Annotated in this window: 15 protein-coding genes and 1 pseudogene; 5 read left to right on the top strand and 11 right to left on the bottom strand. The window is 59.0% G+C overall.

Annotated features, from left to right (window positions below):
* Window positions 1–71: 71 nt before the first annotated feature.
* The 3 genes from B8783_RS13445 to B8783_RS13435 are packed head-to-tail and all read right to left on the bottom strand — an operon-like array spanning window position 72 to window position 3,051.
* Complete coding sequence (locus B8783_RS13445) at window positions 72–1,343, bottom strand: HlyC/CorC family transporter (protein WP_084420613.1); 1,272 nt, start codon at window positions 1,341–1,343, stop codon at window positions 72–74.
* 3 nt (window positions 1,344–1,346) lie between these two features.
* A complete protein-coding gene (gene aroB, locus B8783_RS13440) occupies window positions 1,347–2,477 on the bottom strand; it encodes a 3-dehydroquinate synthase (RefSeq protein ID WP_084420612.1) in 1,131 nt (376 codons plus the stop codon).
* The gene (locus B8783_RS13435) at window positions 2,470–3,051 is read right to left on the bottom strand and encodes a shikimate kinase (protein ID WP_084420611.1); all 582 of its coding nucleotides are present in this window, start codon (window positions 3,049–3,051) and stop codon (window positions 2,470–2,472) included. Before B8783_RS13435 ends, aroB begins: the two co-directional genes overlap by 8 nt.
* A 93-nt stretch (window positions 3,052–3,144) precedes the next feature.
* On the opposite strand from B8783_RS13435, the gene B8783_RS18745 reads away from it, so the two are divergent.
* Together B8783_RS18745 and B8783_RS13430 are read left to right on the top strand one after the other, a co-directional pair.
* Window positions 3,145–3,279, top strand: a complete 135-nt coding sequence (locus B8783_RS18745; protein WP_267889666.1) for a hypothetical protein — start codon at window positions 3,145–3,147, stop codon at window positions 3,277–3,279.
* Window positions 3,269–4,960: a hypothetical protein gene (locus tag B8783_RS13430; RefSeq protein ID WP_084420610.1), complete on the top strand. Its 1,692-nt coding sequence runs from the start codon at window positions 3,269–3,271 to the stop codon at window positions 4,958–4,960. The genes B8783_RS18745 and B8783_RS13430 overlap by 11 nt, the downstream gene beginning before the upstream one ends.
* A 12-nt stretch (window positions 4,961–4,972) precedes the next feature.
* Here B8783_RS13430 and B8783_RS13425 read toward each other — a convergent pair whose 3' ends face one another.
* From B8783_RS13425 to lepA, 7 genes and pseudogenes are all read right to left on the bottom strand, one after another.
* Entirely contained in the window at window positions 4,973–5,767 is a 795-nt protein-coding gene (locus tag B8783_RS13425) for an enoyl-CoA hydratase/isomerase family protein (protein WP_084420609.1), read from the bottom strand.
* A 339-nt stretch (window positions 5,768–6,106) separates the two neighbouring features.
* Window positions 6,107–6,520 (bottom strand): hypothetical protein, encoded by a 414-nt coding sequence (locus B8783_RS13415; RefSeq protein ID WP_139792369.1) that lies wholly within the window; start codon window positions 6,518–6,520, stop codon window positions 6,107–6,109.
* Window positions 6,521–6,634: 114 nt separating this feature from the next.
* Window positions 6,635–7,663 carry a hypothetical protein gene (locus B8783_RS13410; RefSeq protein ID WP_084420606.1) on the bottom strand — a complete coding sequence of 343 codons (1,029 nt, stop codon included), beginning with the start codon at window positions 7,661–7,663 and terminating at the stop codon, window positions 6,635–6,637.
* 205 nt (window positions 7,664–7,868) lie between these two features.
* Window positions 7,869–9,725, bottom strand: a complete 1,857-nt coding sequence (locus B8783_RS13405) for a polysaccharide deacetylase family protein (protein WP_084420605.1) — start codon at window positions 9,723–9,725, stop codon at window positions 7,869–7,871.
* Window positions 9,726–9,913: 188 nt separating this feature from the next.
* Window positions 9,914–10,034: pseudogene (locus B8783_RS13400) on the bottom strand (hypothetical protein); the annotation flags it as partial.
* Window positions 10,012–10,524 (bottom strand): hypothetical protein, encoded by a 513-nt coding sequence (locus B8783_RS18380; RefSeq protein ID WP_139792368.1) that lies wholly within the window; start codon window positions 10,522–10,524, stop codon window positions 10,012–10,014. The gene B8783_RS18380 and the pseudogene B8783_RS13400, both read right to left, overlap by 23 nt.
* Window positions 10,525–10,533: 9 nt before the next feature.
* A complete protein-coding gene (lepA, locus tag B8783_RS13395; RefSeq protein WP_084422105.1) occupies window positions 10,534–12,339 on the bottom strand; it encodes a translation elongation factor 4 in 1,806 nt (601 codons plus the stop codon).
* Between the two features lie 97 nt (window positions 12,340–12,436).
* Between lepA and B8783_RS13390 the strand changes: the two genes are divergently transcribed.
* The 3 genes from B8783_RS13390 (at window position 12,437) to B8783_RS13380 (ending at window position 14,491) form a co-directional block, all read left to right on the top strand.
* On the top strand, window positions 12,437–12,922 hold the full coding sequence (locus B8783_RS13390) for a hypothetical protein (RefSeq protein WP_084420603.1): 486 nt from the start codon (window positions 12,437–12,439) through the stop codon (window positions 12,920–12,922).
* Window positions 12,923–12,938: 16 nt separating this feature from the next.
* Window positions 12,939–13,307 carry a hypothetical protein gene (locus tag B8783_RS13385; protein WP_084420602.1) on the top strand — a complete coding sequence of 123 codons (369 nt, stop codon included), beginning with the start codon at window positions 12,939–12,941 and terminating at the stop codon, window positions 13,305–13,307.
* Between the two features lie 71 nt (window positions 13,308–13,378).
* A complete protein-coding gene (locus B8783_RS13380) occupies window positions 13,379–14,491 on the top strand; it encodes an aromatic ring-hydroxylating oxygenase subunit alpha (protein WP_084420601.1) in 1,113 nt (370 codons plus the stop codon).
* Here B8783_RS13380 and B8783_RS13375 read toward each other — a convergent pair.
* On the bottom strand, window positions 14,488–15,222 hold the full coding sequence (locus B8783_RS13375) for a DUF1428 domain-containing protein (RefSeq protein WP_084420600.1): 735 nt from the start codon (window positions 15,220–15,222) through the stop codon (window positions 14,488–14,490). The genes B8783_RS13380 and B8783_RS13375 overlap by 4 nt on opposite strands.
* Window positions 15,223–15,247 lie beyond the last annotated feature (25 nt).

Genomic DNA, 15,247 nt, shown 5'->3' with positions numbered 1-15,247 from the left:
GAAGGGGCAGACCAGGCGGGCAACTCTGTTGCAAAATAGCGCCCTTGGGGCCGTTTGCGGTTTGTTGGGGTCTACTCGACCTCTGGCTCTTCCTGTATCGGGGCGACGCGCAGGCCCGTAATCTGATTGCGGGTCTTGCGGATCACGTCGAAGCGGTGCCCGTGAAACGAGAAGCGCTGGCCGGGTTCAGGGATCGTCTGAGCCTCGTGAATGACGAGGCCTGCGATTGTGACGGCTTCCTCATCGGGCAGTTGCCAGCCGGTCGCGCGGTTGAGGTCTCGAATGGTCACCCAGCCTTCGGTGATAACAGAGCCATCTGACTGCGGGCGCACGCCTTGAACCGGCACGTCATGCTCATCGCGAATGTCGCCAACGATCTCTTCAAGGATGTCTTCCAGTGTCAGAAGGCCTTGCAGCTCGCCATACTCGTCGACAACGAGGGCGAAGTGGTTGCGCTCTTTCAGAAAGAGGTCGAGCTGGTCCTGAAGCGGGGTCGTTTCCGGCACGAACCACGGCTCACGCAGCAGCTCGGTCATGTCGATGCCGTCAATGTCGCCTTTGTGCTGGACGACGGCGCGCAGCAGATCCTTGACGTGCAGGATGCCGGTAATCTCATCGTCTTCAGCATTATAGAGCGGAATGCGGGTGTGCGGGCTGTTCAGGGCTTGCTTGATGATGTCGCCGGACGGCTGGGTGCAATCCAGCATGGTGATGTTCTTGCGGTGGATCATCACCTCTTCGACAGTCATGTCCTTGAGGTCGAGCGCGCCGACCAGACGGTGACGGTCAGCCTCGTCCACGCCGCCTTCGGAATGGTGGAAGTCGATGGCGCCGCGAATTTCTTCTTCGGCGGTAAAATCAGCATCGGGGGCGGCTGCGCCAATCAGGCGAAGCGTGGCGTTCACGATGGCCTGGATGATGAGGACGATCCACGCGGCTGCTTTCACCAGGACGGAGATCGGCTTGCTGACGGACATGGCCATCCGATCGGCCCGGGTAATGGCATAGGTTTTTGGCAGAACCTCAGCAAAGACCAGCACCAGAACCGTCATCACAGCGGTTGCAACCGCAACGCCGGCGGCGCCGGGCATCAGCGCAGCGAAGAGGGTGGTCGCGAGCGCCGAGGCCAGAATATTGACCAGATTGTTGCCCAGCAGGATGGCGCCGATCAGCTTTTCGCGGTCCGATATCAGGGTGTTCACGGCCGCAGCGCGCTTGTTACCCTCGCGTTCGAGCTGGTGCATCCGCGTGCGCGATGCAGCCGTCAGAGCCGTCTCAGAGCCTGAGAAGAACGCCGACATCCCGAGCAAACACAGGATGGCAATGAATGTACCGATAATCATGGATCAGCCCTGCTGAATTTCTTCTTCAAGAAAGGTCCGGACATCGGAAAGATCCGCATCCGGCTGGATAAAGGCGCGGCCCAGCCCACGCGCCAGAATGAGGGGGACGCGACCTGCGCGTCCTTTCTTGTCCTGCTTCATCGCTTCAGCGAGCGCATCTGCCGGATAAGGACCCCCTGGGAGCCGGTTCAAATGTGTGACCAGGCCAGATTTTTCAAGCAAGGCCGACGCGCGTTCTGCGTCCTGACCGTTCATCAGACCCTTGCGGACTGAGTAGCGCAGCGCGAGCGCCATGCCCGTGCCGACAGCTTCGCCATGCAGAAGCGAGGATTTGAACCCGTTGGCCGCTTCCAACGCATGTCCGAATGTATGGCCGAGATTGAGGAGCGCGCGCACCCCGGATTCGCGCTCATCCTCAGAGACGATGCGGGCCTTGGCGCTGCAGGATACCGCGACCGCGTGGGCAATGGCGTCTTCTTCCAGCGCAAGGACGCGCTCGCCATTCACTTCAAGCCAGTCAAAAAAGTCCGGGTCATCGATCAGGGCGTATTTGACGATTTCCGCGTATCCGGCGCGGCGCTCGCGCTCTGGCAGGGTGGAGAGCACGGTCGTATCGGCCAGAACGAGGTCTGGCTGGTAGAAGGCACCGATCAGATTCTTGCCTTGGGGCGCGTTCACAGCAGTCTTGCCACCAACAGAGCTGTCGACCTGCGCCAGCAGCGTTGTCGGGATCTGAACGAAGGTCATCCCGCGCTTCATCAGCGAGGCGGCAAGGCCTGTAAGGTCTCCAACAATCCCGCCGCCCAGAGCGACCAGAACATCGTCGCGCCCGGCCCCTTCCATCAGCAGCCAGTCCAGAACCTCACCGAGGGTCTGCCAGGATTTTGACTGTTCGCCATCGGAGACGGCTTTCAGGCGCATGGTCAGCCCGGCATCGCGAAGGCTGGTTTCTAGTGCGCCGGCATAGAGCCCGCCAACTGAGCCATCCGTCAGCACGAAGACGCGGGGCTGGCGCACGAGTGGTTTCAGGTAGTCGCCCGCCTTCGATAGCAGGCCCGCCCCGATCAGAATGTCGTAGCTGCGGTCGCCGAGGTCGACGCGTACCGAGTGAGGGGCCGTCATCGTATCAGACATGCTGGCCTCCGGACCATTCTTCGAGGGCTTGCAGGATCGCGTTCACCGTTGCCTTGTGCGGTCCGTCCTGGCTGCGGACGACCAGATCGGCCTTTTCATAGATGGGGGTGCGTTCATCCAATAGGCGGCTCAGCGCCCCCTTCGGATTTTCGGTTTTGAGCAAGGGTCGGTGCGAGCGGCGCGAGACACGGCGCCAGAGCGTTTCGAGATCGGCGTTGAGCCAGATGGTGATGGCTTTCTCGCGCAGCAGGTCACGCGTCGCCGGATCGAGATAGGCCCCGCCACCTGTCGCCAGGACGTGCGGGCGCTGATCGAGCAGGCGCTCAAGCACGCGGCGCTCGCCGCGTCTGAACTCGGCTTCGCCGTGCATGGTGAAAATATCTGCGATGGACAGACCGGCAGCTTTTTCGATCTCGCCGTCGCTGTCATAGAATTCCCGGCCCAGCGCATCGGCCAGTCGGCGGCCGACCGTGGACTTTCCAGCGCCCATCAGGCCAACCAGCGCAATTGTGCGTCCGGATGTGGCCGCCTCAATTTTGCCAGCGTCTATGATGTATCTGCTCTTTGCGGTCATGGGCTTTTCGGGTCTGTTATGACTGTCCTATACAGTCTCGGAGTTTACGAGCAATGATTCCGGTGAAGTGAAACCGGGGAAAGAGATCTTCTCATGCGCAAATGGTTTATCTTGTTCGCAGTCCTGATTGTGGGCGTCGTGGCGGCAATCTGGTGGCTGGGAACCGAAGTCGACAGTGCCCGGCCGGATGATGGCGAGGTGCGCGTGGAGATTGAAAATGTCTTTTAAGTCCCTGCTGGTCGCCGGGGCCGGTATCGCCATGGCGCTGTCCGCGACCGCCCAGATCAGCTCCAGCGGGCTTGGCGATGTCGATGCGTGGAACACCAATCTTCTCGATCGCGGCGAGACGAAGCTCTCTGATCGTATGTGGGCGTCCTCCGACAGCGCGTATCTTCTGTCGCTGATGCAGTCGCTCGATGTTGAGGCGATGACGCAGGCCGAGCGCAATCTGCTCAGCCTTGTGCTGCGCTCGCCATCGACCGCGCCGGATGACGACGCCGCTGATGCGCTTCAGGCCGAACGCCTCAGCCTGCTTTATGCGTTGGGAGATCGCGGCGCGGTCTCGACGCTCGGACGTCAGGTCGATGACCTGCCAGACGGCATCGACCCTGATATCGTCGTGGCGGACAACCGGCTCGCGCGTGGTGAGCTTGATGTGGTGTGCGCCCAGATGGACCCGCAGGCCGATGGGAAGTTCTGGTCAGAGCTGCGCACCGTCTGCGCGCTCAATGATGACAATATGGCAGCCGCCGAACTCGCCATCGAGTTTGCCGGTCAGCGCGAAGGCGCAGACCCCTGGGTTGTCGAGACGGCGATCGCGCTTATCGGCGATATGGATGAGCGGCCAAAGTCTCGCTTCCGGACCGGGCTGGATGTGGCGCTCTCTGATCTCGCTGCGCTCGATATGGATGATGATAGCCTGAAAGGCGCGCGTCCCGATATCGCGGCCAATGTCGCGCGGGACGAGACCTATCCGATCGCGTTTCGCCTGCGTGCAGCGCGGATTGCGGCTGATGCGGGCCTGTTTGATTCCGGCGAGTATCGCGGCCTCTATGACATCCTGATCTCCGAGGACGGGTTTGAACCTTCGACGCCCGTTGAAACGGCGCTCGTCGTTCTGGCGCGTGAGCCGGAGCCGAAAGTTATTCCTCTGGGCGGCGACACCGGCCTGCAGGACCTTCGATCCCTCAGCGATGAAGACCTGGCCTTGCTGGATGAAGGCGCTGAGCCGGTCGACGAGGTTTCGCTGCAGGAAGAGCAGGCCCAGGCGCTCGCCGCAGCGCTCCGCTCGTCTGCATCTAACATGGCGCAGTACCGCCTCGTGGCGCGGCTGTTTGAGCCGGAGCTGAAAGCCATGCCCGTCAATGAGGACACCGCGGCCAACGCGCTCGTCTTTGCGCGGGCGGCCTTGATGCTCGGCAATGACGGCCTCGCGAACCACTGGATTGAAGCAGAGATCGAGAGCGAAACTGCAGAAGAGACCGTGTTCGAGACGACGCTTCTGAGAGGCTATTCGACTATTCTCGCCCGCAGCCGCACTTCGCGCGCCTTGAGCAACATTGCCGGAATCCTTCTGGAAGAAGGCCTCGAGACCGCTGAGCGGGAAGAGACGATCCGTCTGTTTACGACATGGTCCGGTCTTGGCGTGCCGGTCCCGGTTGAGGCGCGCATCGCGCTTGCCGAGACCGAGCTCGATGCCTCTGGCACCCTTAGCCGCCTTGCTGCGATGGATGCCGCCGAGCGCAATGGCGCGACGGGTGAAGCGCTGCTCCTGCTGCTCAACGAGACCGCCGGTGCGCCGGATGAGCTCTCTGGCATTGAGCTGGTGATGGTCCTGCGTCTCCTGAAGCGCGTTGGCGCTGATGACGCGGCGCTGTCGCTGGCGATGGAAGCGGCCGATATCTGGTAATCGGCCCCGTCCCTATTTGCCGGTGAACTTGGCCTCGCGCTTTTCCAGGAATGCCATCATGCCTTCGCGGGCATCGTCTGATTTTATCAGGGGCAGGAGCTGCAGGAAGACGTGATGCACATGCTCTGTGAAGGGCTCTGAGAGGCCCATCCGCATCAGACGTTTGGAGGCCTGCACGGCCATTGGCGCATTCGCGGCGATCTCTGCCGCGAGGGCGCGCGCCTCATCCATCAGCGTCTCGTGCGGGACGACTTTCACGCAGAGGCCCTCGGCGAGGCACTGATCTGCTTTCAGGGTGCGGCCCGTAAAGATCAGCTCGCACGCCTTTTCCCAGCCAAGCAGCCGGGGGAGAAACCATGTGCCGCCGCTTTCCGGCAGGATGCCGCGCTTGGTAAAGGCGGCGGCCATCTTCGCCTTGTCCGACATGATGCGGATATCGCAGCCGAGCGCTGTGTCCATGCCATAGCCAGCCGCGCCGCCATTGACCGCGCAGATGGTCGGCGTGTCCATGTTGAAGAGGATGGTTGGCGGGGTGTTGCGCAGATCCAGATGCGCGCTCTCAACCGCGCCGGAGCCGGTCGTCGCGGTCTGCAGGTTGAGGCCCGCACAAAAGGCCCGGCCCGCGCCGGTGAGGATCACACAGCGCACATTCTTGTCCTTGTCGGCTTTCAGAAGCGCTTCTGACAAGGCGTCCAGCATCGGCCCGGAAATCGTGTTCAGCCGGTCCGGCGCGTTCAGCGTGATGGTCGCGATATGACCGTCGACCTCATAGATGATTTCTTCAAATGGCGTGGCTGTGTCTGGCATGGCGTGTCCTCCTGTTCTGTTTTTCTGGAGCGTAGCGGGCGCGGGGCGGCGTGCCTATTGGTGACGTTGGGGATAGCGGCCTCGCCCTTCGACTTCGCTCAGGATGAGGCCTTCCTACAGGTCAGCAAAAAAGCGCTCATCCTGAGCGAAGTCGAAGGACGAGCGCTTCTGGCAGAACACCAGCAATTTATCTCAATCTCCCTGCTCTTGAGTGTTATTCGTTCTCGTCCTTGCGAAGCGCAGACATGAACCCCTCTTCGCGACAGGCGCAGCACCAGCGGCCGCAAACTCCAATCGGGAGGGCGGCAAACAGTTCTGAATTCGGGTGAGGCGCCCGCTTCAGGGTGGTTGAAGCGGCAGGTGGCCGATGACCGGCAGGGCCGGGCAGACTGGAGGGCTCACCGGCCGCGCGGCATCAATGATCATGAAGCCGGGCGCATCCGTCTCTACAGGCGCGAGCCGGTCCCATGGCGCTCGGTCAAATTCAGGTGCGAGCGCGCCGCGCATCGCGCGCTCGGCGTCAGACTCGTCGCAATACTCGATCCAGATGCGGCCACCCGGCTCAAGGTGCCAGCGAAAGAAGCGGCGGCCTTCCTCAGCATAGGCGATGTAGGTGTCTTCGAGGCGCCGCAGCCAATACCAGAGCACCGGCCAGTAATAGACCGGCACGCGGGTATGGCACCAGAGGATCGTCTTCCAGTCGAGCATGCGGACGAGCATAGATGCAGGCTGTAGGGAGGGGGATGAAATCAAGTTTTCCCCTCTTCTGGTGGGAGAGGGGTGTTTTGAAACTACGGACTTACTTGGAAAGCGCACTATCGCTTACAGAGCCTGGTGGGCAGCTGCAATACGGTGTTAGTCCTCGGCCTAGTCCCGCTCTTTTGGGGTTGGAATCTTGTTCAAAACCTCAAGCCCATAAAAGGCATGGGGTATCAATCTGTCCACTTTATTCCAAGCATCTGGATCGTCCCTACCGTCGCCAACACTCTCGAAACTTCCCTTCATTTCGACGTTGTCGCCCTGCGCCTCAAACACGAACGAAACAACTCTTCGAAGCCGTCGATCTGTTGTGAATCGATCAATAAAACCTACGCGGATTCCGAATTCGAATCTCATCTTCTCAATGCCGTAACCTTTATCGAGCTGAGCCTTAGGAACACTGAACTCATACCGGAATGGTACGGTCTCGTGTTGCTGCGGCAGAATTTCGTGGGCAATCAACCCGCGACTATGGGTGGATTTCTCCTCAAGCCACGACCGATGAGTCCTTTCTGTGGTTTCAGATCTTGGATAATACAGAGTCGCGGCGCTGTTTCGCCCTACGTAATAGGCTGAAGTTTTCCCGACATTCAGCACGTCAAACTCAAAGAGCGCCACGATCAGGATATTGTCTTGGATGCGAGCGGCCTGCTCCACGATTCGAAAGTTTCGAATATTGTGCCGGGCAATATGCGGCTCGAACTCGGCTTTCGCGGCGTTTAGCGACAAAGCATTTTGGCGGCGCAGTTCCCGGCTGGCGCTGAGCGTTTCGTAAAGCGTCAAAGCAATAAGAAATATGCTAATAACGGTTGCAGCAAGTACCCCGAAAGCCCACTCAGCCATATCCTGCTGGGCTTTGAGATCATATGCGGCGTATTGCTGTTCTTGCTCGTCGCGTATTTGCTTAACCAAGCAAGATATTGCCCGAAGGTTGTCCGGCCCCCCGCAGAGTCCTTCTGAATCATATTCAGTGGCATTGGTATATGCGTTGGCGGCCTTATAACGCTCAGCGTTATGGTTGGCTTGATAGTAACGTAAGTAGGCGAGCGACGCCGCTATAAGCATGATGACGATGGTGCTAGCTGCCCAAGCTACCCAGTTATATCTAAAGTTTTTGCGCCAACCGCGTTTAAGCATTGTAACACCAACGCCGCAGTAAAATTCCCGCGTGATTCCATGCTGCCAATACCCGCCTCTTTTTCATAAAACTCAATCCCCGCCAGCTTCCGAAAAGCCAACTATAGGCGATTCTCTTCAACTTTAGCTGAGAGTTTCGGTGTCGGCGGCGCATCGCTGCGAGGCCCTCGTCCCCGTCCACCCTGAGCGCCGCCGTGACGGCCGTTTACCGGGCTTCGAGGGAGACGGTCATCACCGGGCTGGTGCAGTCAATCAGCCAGGCGCCTTCACTGGCATCAAGGACGGCGCCGCCGTCGATCGCGCCCGTTAGGCCGTAGGCGCTGGGGACGGAGAGGGTGAGGCCCATGATGGGTTGGGGGCAGGACAGCTTGAGGGTGTGGCCCGCGTCTGAGGACACGACATCAACGCCGATGGCGTCGCGGGCGGCCCACCAGTCTCCGAACTCAGAGACGGTGCCGATCCAGGCGAAGGGTTTTACGTGGGCGATGAAGCCTTCGGCGAAATCGAATTTATGGCCGAGAATGTCGGGATGGCTGAGAATGACCATTGTCGCGCCATAGGCGGCGAGCCGGTCTGCGATAGCGATGGCGTCATCCAGACGCTCTCCCATCAAGGGCGGCATCTCGTCTTCAATGGTGATCGGGATTTCGAAAATATCGGTGCTGGTTTCAAAGCCGCGCCCGGCCATCAGGCGGAACGGGAAATGGGTGAGAGACTTGTTCGCCGTGACCGATGAGCTGTACTTGTAGCCAGACCAGGCCAGCGCTTCGGGGAGCTGGTCAGGGATCCTCAGATAGCCTGGCCGGAAGGCGGTCACCGGCTTTTCGATCAGCGATTCCAGGATGTATTTGCTGACGCGCAACTCTCCCAGAATACTGGCATCGCTGGTCTTTTCGGCGTTTCGCACGAAGGGCCGGTAGGCTGGAAGGGCCTCTTTGCCAGAGCCTAGACCGAAGCGGTTAAACTGCAGCGAGTGAGACACGCTGTGGCTGGCGATTTCGCCGCCGAGCGCGCCAAGTTGTCTGACCGCTCCTATCCCGTCTTCGTCCAGGAAAGTCTCATCATTGAAGTCATTTATGTATTTTGTCTGGATAAAATAGGTCGCGCGGACGCCGTTCTGCTGTTCCATCTCAGCGTACTTGACGGCGTTGAGGACGGATTTGCGGTAGTCGATATCATGGGTCAGCATCACCGACAGCTGTTTGCCATCCGGCACGGTGCCAAGCAGCACGGCGTCCGGTTCGCCTTCGCGGTAGATGGCGGCGACGAGCCTCAGCAGCGTGTCGAGCGTTGGCTGATACTGATTGGCATAGGCCTCGGAAATATCGTCTTCCTTGAAGTTGTAACCCTTGAGCAGGAGCTGACCGAGGTCGATGCCGAGGGCATAGGCGTGCCCATTGGCATAGTCGCGGCGGACAATCGCGGCAGAGCCATCTTCATAGACCGCGACGGGAGGCTGGAGCGGCGACAGATAGACATTGGTGCCGGGATTGGCGGCGGGTTTGGTCTCGCTGCCGATCTTGATCGTCTTTTGCCCGAGGGCTTCGAAATCGGCTGTGATTTCATAGGCGCCATCGAAGACGAGGTGGGTGTGGGCGCGCGATTCAACCACGTCTTCAAAGCCAAACACCGGGGCAAGACCGCCGCCGAGCACATTCGTCGCGATCAGGGTGCCGCCATTTTGCGGATATCTTGCAAGCGCGCGCAGCGTGTCGGCGTCAACTTCCCGGCCGGAAATGACGGGATAGGCCAGCACGACATCATGGTTGAGCGCGCGCTCAACATCGGTCGTCATGATGAAGGGCACGCCAATTGTTTTCAGCCCATGCGCAAGGCCGAGCCAGTTTGACGCTTCATTGGTGATGAGAATGGCGAGCCGGTTTTCGTCGCCCGCGCCATAGTCGGAGACCTCTGCGATGCGCAGCTCAGTCATTGCGGTTGGCTGGGCCGGGCCTTCCAGCGGCTCCCACAATTCCAGCCGGTCGGGCTGAAACAGGAAGGCAAGCGCGATGGTCGCGCTCATCAGGACGAGAAGTGTCAGGCCGGCAATACGAAGTCGCATCCGCCATCTCTAGCGAGCAGGCTTTAACAGGGCCTCAATTGGGCTGGCGTTGTGCCAGCGACCCTGTGGTTCGACTTCGCTCACCATGCGGGTCTAATGCTGACGCTGGAAAGCCCGCAGGGGGAGCGTCCTTCGGCCAACTCAGGAGCGCGGACGGAGGCGGGTGTTTTGAATAGGCCTTTAAAAGCCTAGTCCCCATCCATCCGGAGCGCCGCAACAAACGCTTCCTGCGGGATTTCGACCTTGCCGAACTGGCGCATACGCTGTTTGCCGGCTTTTTTACTTTTCAAGTAGCTTCTTCTTGTGGGTCAAGCTTCTGCCATTTGAGTTCGCCAGTTCTAATCAAGTTTCCGTTTTGAGAGAATCCAAGCCATTGACCCACTGCGGAACGACCCTTTTCTGATCGACGGATCTGAAAGGTGCCATGATAACCTTTGTTATTTCTCTTGTGGTCCGTCCAATGCCCTGAAAGAATTGTGCCATTTCGGCTTAAGCGCCCGACAAATCTATATATTTCAGATGTTTCCCCACTTATCGGAGTTGAAACGATAGCGACACTATTAAAGAATTTGAAAACTTCACCTCGGCCAACGTTCTCAGATTTTCCTACATCCGTGACAGCCACCCAGCTAATTTCCCAGCTTCCGCTCCAATCGTGGTCTTTCCAAAGCCTTAGCGCCTGATGCCCCAGCTTAATGGCAACGTATTGCATTGCTATTCGACCGAAAATTAGACGTAGAATGAATGCGGTTATCCACTTTAAAACAATTAGGGAAACGCCACCTAAGAAAAGCCACATCGCCCGTGCCTAGTCCCCGTCCATCCTTAGCGCCGCGACAAAGGCTTCCTGCGGGATTTCGACCTTGCCGAACTGGCGCATGCGCTGTTTGCCGGCTTTCTGCTTTTCGAGCAGCTTCTTCTTGCGGGTCGCGTCGCCGCCATAGCATTTGGCGGTCACGTCCTTGCGGAGGGCCGAGATGGTTTCGCGGGCGATGACGCGTCCGCCGATCGCGGCCTGGACCGGGATCTTGAACATCTGGCGGGGGATGAGGTCTTTCAGGCGTTCACACATCTGACGGCCCCGGCCTTCGGCGCGGTCGCGGTGGACCAGCATGGCGAGGGCATCGACCGGCTCGTCATTGACGAGGATCGACATCTTCACAAGGTCTTCGGCGCGGTGGCCGATGATCTCATAATCGAAGCTCGCATAGCCCTTCGAGATGGATTTCAGACGGTCATAGAAGTCAAACACGACTTCGTTGAGCGGCAATTCGTATTTCACCATCGCCCGGCCGCCGACATAGGACAGCTCTTTCTGGATGCCGCGCCGGTCCTGACAGAGTTTCAGGATGCCGCCGAGATATTCGTCGGGCGTATAGATGGTCGAGCTGATCCACGGTTCGCGGATTTCGGAGATCTTGACCACGTCCGGCATGTCAGCCGGGTTGTGAAGCTCAGTTTCCGAGCCGTCGGTCATCGTCATCTCATAGACCACGGAGGGCGCGGTTGCGATGAGGTCGAGGTCGAACTCACGGCTGAGGCGCTCCTGGATGATTTCGAGGTGCAAGAGGCCAAGGAAGCCGCAGCGAAAGCCCATGCCGAGCGCGGCAGATGTTTCCATCTCCCAGGTAAAGCTCGCATCGTTGAGGCGGAGCTTGCCCATCGCCGCGCGCAGATCGTCAAAATCGCCTGCATCGACGGGGAAAAGCCCGCAGAAGACCATCGGCACGACTTCCTTATAGCCTGGAAGCGGGGCGTCGGTCTGGTTGCGCTCATCGGTGATCGTGTCGCCGACCGCTGTGTCGCCAACTTCCTTGATCGAGGCGACGAGGAAGCCAACTTCGCCCGGCCCAAGTTCATCAACGTCGGTTGGTTTGGGGCCGAAAATGCCGACCTTGTCGACATCATAGGTCGACTTGGTGCGCATCATGCGGATTTTCTGTTTCTTCTTCAGCACGCCGTCGACGATGCGGACGATAACCACGACGCCGAGATAGGGGTCGTAATAGGCGTCGATCAGCGAAGCCTTGAGCGGCTTGGTCGCGTCGCCGGTCTGGGGCGCGGGAAGGCGGGTGACGATGGCTTCGAGGACGTCCTCAATGCCGATATTGTTCTTCGCCGACGTCATGATCGCGTCGGAGGCGTCGAGGCCGATAATGTCCTCGATCTGCTCTTTCACGCGGTCCGGCTCGGCGGCGGGCAGGTCAATCTTGTTGAGGACGGGGACGATCTCATGGTTCTGATCGATCGCCTGATAGACGTTGGCGAGGGTCTGCGCCTCAACGCCCTGAGAGGCGTCAACGACCAGCAGGGAGCCTTCGCAGGCAGCGAGACAGCGGCTGACTTCATAGGAGAAGTCGACATGGCCGGGCGTGTCCATCAGGTTCAGGACATAGGTCTCGCCATCCTTGGCGGTGTAGTTGAGGCGCACGGTCTGCGCCTTGATCGTAATGCCGCGTTCCTGCTCGATATCCATGGAATCGAGGACTTGTTCGCGCATCTCACGGTCTGTCAGCCCGCCGGTGAACTGAATCAGCCGGTCAGCGAGCGTGGACTTGCCGTGGTCGATATGCGCCACGATGGAAAAATTGCGGATTTTGTCACGAGGTGTCATGGCCGCCATATAGCGGTCGCGAAGGCTTGCGGAAAGCGGCTATGTGCGTATTTGTTGGGCAGGCGCGGCCCTGGGCCAGAAAGCGGATTGCGGTCCCATGTTCAAACTCTACAAGCGCGAGCAAGACGGCACGGTCTCTGCCTATCATGAGGTTTGGGCCGAGCCGCAGAACCGCCGCCTTGTTGAGCATTGGGGCCAGCTCGGCGAGAAAGGTCAGACCCGCACACATCGCGTGAAGTTCTTCGGGTCACTGGAGAAGCAGGTCGACGGCCTGCTGTCCGTGCCGAGACAGGCGGGATATGGCGAGTTGGACGTCTCGGACCATTCGGTGCTGCTCGTCGAGTACGCTATTGATGGCGACGGTACTGAAGACGATGTTGAGAAGCGTCATGAGCTGGAAGATTTGCTCAACGAAACGCTTGGCTGGACGGGGCTTGGCTACTGCGACGGCGGCAGTATCGGATCAGGCACAATGGAAGCGATCTGTTTCGTGGTCGACGTCGATCAGGCAAAATCTGTTATCTCTGATGCGTTGGAAGACACCCCGTTCGAAGATTATTCACGCATCTATCAGGAAGACTGATGATCTGGACGCGAAAATGAAATCAATCGCCAAGTTTGTTACGGCTTACACCATTGGCCTGATAGGGGTTCATCTGCTGGTCCCGAGCTGGTCCGGTGGTATCATGTTGATGTCGCTGTACGTCGTCGCCGCAGTGGTGCCGTTGATTGACAAGAGACGTGGTGGATTCGCGGGAAGCTTTTGGTCAACTGCAGTCGTCAGCGCCCTTGTGCTGGCGTATGCGGTCGCTCTCATGACGACGCTTCATTACTACATTTTCAGTATTGTTGACCGCGAAATGGTTGGACATGCGCTGCGCATAATCATCTGGCTCGTACTGCCTCCCGCTCTCTTGCTGTCGTTCGTGCTTGCCGGATTGAGGTGGGGGCTGTCGCGGCCGCAGTAGCGCGAGGACTTGCTGTCAATACGGGTGTTTGCAGGCTTTGTGTAACCTGTCTTGAGGTATAGAAGCATTTCATGGCCGACACGCAGACCCTCATAGACAAGACTGTCGAAACCCAGCCCGGCATCACGCCGGAAGGCTGGCTGACCGATAGCTGGTATCTGGCGTGCACGTCGAAAGAGCTGAAACCCGGCGGGTTGAAGCATGTCATCATGCTGGATCAGCCGATTGTGGTGGGGCGCACAGAGGCTGGCGAGGCGTTTGCGCTGCGCGATGTGTGTCCGCACCGTTTGGTGCCGCTATCGGCGGGCAAACAGGTCGACACCAATGGTGAGCCGACGGTGGAGTGCCCTTATCATGGGTGGCGCTTCGGGACCGATGGCGTCTGTCGGCATATGCCGTCTGTTCTGGATGAGCAGCCTTATGAGGCGAGCCGCTTCAAGGTTCGCCGCTATCCGGTGGCCGAGAAGAACGGGCTGATCTTCGTCTTCATCGCGCATGATCCGAAATTCGATGGCGAGCCGGATGTGCCGCCCCCAGACTTTGGCGCGCTGCCGGACAAGCCGAAATTTGTGATCGAAGAAGCGTTCAACGCGCATATGGATGATGCAGTGGTCGGGCTGATGGACCCGGCGCACGTCGCCTTCGTGCATTCGCAATGGTGGTGGCGCCCACCAAGCGTGGGCCTGAAGCTGAAAGAAAAGCCATTTGTCCCGCGTGACCGGGGCTGGGCCATCGATCGGCATCAGCCATCCTCCAATTCGCTCGCCTATAAGGCCGTCTTCGGCGGCAAGGTGACGACCGAGATCATCTTCCAGCTGCCCGGCTATCGCTGGGAAATTGTCGAGAATGAGAAGGCGCGGCTGCTGACGCTGACCTGCCTGACGCCGGTCTACAAGAAGAAGACCAAGATCACGCAGGTGACCTGGTTTACCGGGGCGCCGCTGCTCAATCTGGCGATCCCGATTTTCAAGCCGGCCGCGCGCAAATTCCTTCGTCAGGACGGCGATATTGTCGATTTGCAGAATGAGGGCATGAAGTATCAGAAGGCGATGATCTGGATCGACGATATCGACGTTCAGGCCAAATGGTACCGCACGCTGAAAAAGGAATGGGCGGGCGCCAGAACCGAAGACCGCCCATTTGAAAACCCGATCAAGCCGGTGACGCTGCGCTGGCGGAGCTAGGTTTTAGCATTTGTCTTTGAGAAGAGATTCACAACCGGTGTGAACCCGCCAAAGATCATGCGGCTTCCATCTGCCGGCATCGTGATTTCGGCCATGCGCGGATCAGCCATGATTTTAGGCCAGGCCTCATCATTGGCGGCTTTCGATGGCCACTCGACCCAGCCGAACGAGACCGTTTCGTCATCCTTTGCCTGCACGGCGCCCTGAAAGTCGGTCACCTTGCCCCTAGGCACATCGGTGCCCCATGCATCCATCAGGCGAACAGCGCCGTACTCTTTGAATATCGCCGCCATCTTCTTCGCGAACGCTGTGAATTCGGCCTTGTTGGCAGTCGGCACGGCAAAGACAGAGCCACTTACGTAGCAATCCTTTTGACCGGCGCCGATGTCCGAAATGGCTTCAAAGCCGCCATATACCATGCGCTGGCCGTCGAACGGCATGGCAGGCATATTTTCCATTCTAGGATCGCTCATCATCTTCTCGAACGCGCTATCGCGAACGGCTTTGGAAGGATATTCCAGCCAGGAGAAGACGATTTTTTCGCCCGGTTTGGCTTTGACGGCGCGGCGCATGTCGGTGACCTTTCCGTCCTCAACCTGATCTTCCCAGCATTCGACATGGCGCGTCACGCCGAATTCCTCAAAGAGCGGGAAAGCGGCGCTCGCATGGTCGATGAAAGCCTGCTTGTTCTCCTCCGGCACGGCAAGGATGAAGCCTTCGATATAGCTCATGGGGGCAGTCCTTATCTTGCGGTCA

Origin of the sequence: Henriciella litoralis (assembly GCF_002088935.1) — a bacterium.
GTDB lineage: Bacteria > Pseudomonadota > Alphaproteobacteria > Caulobacterales > Hyphomonadaceae > Henriciella > Henriciella litoralis.
Note: the sequence above shows the minus strand (reverse complement) of the source record. Positions and strands in the feature narration are given on the sequence as shown.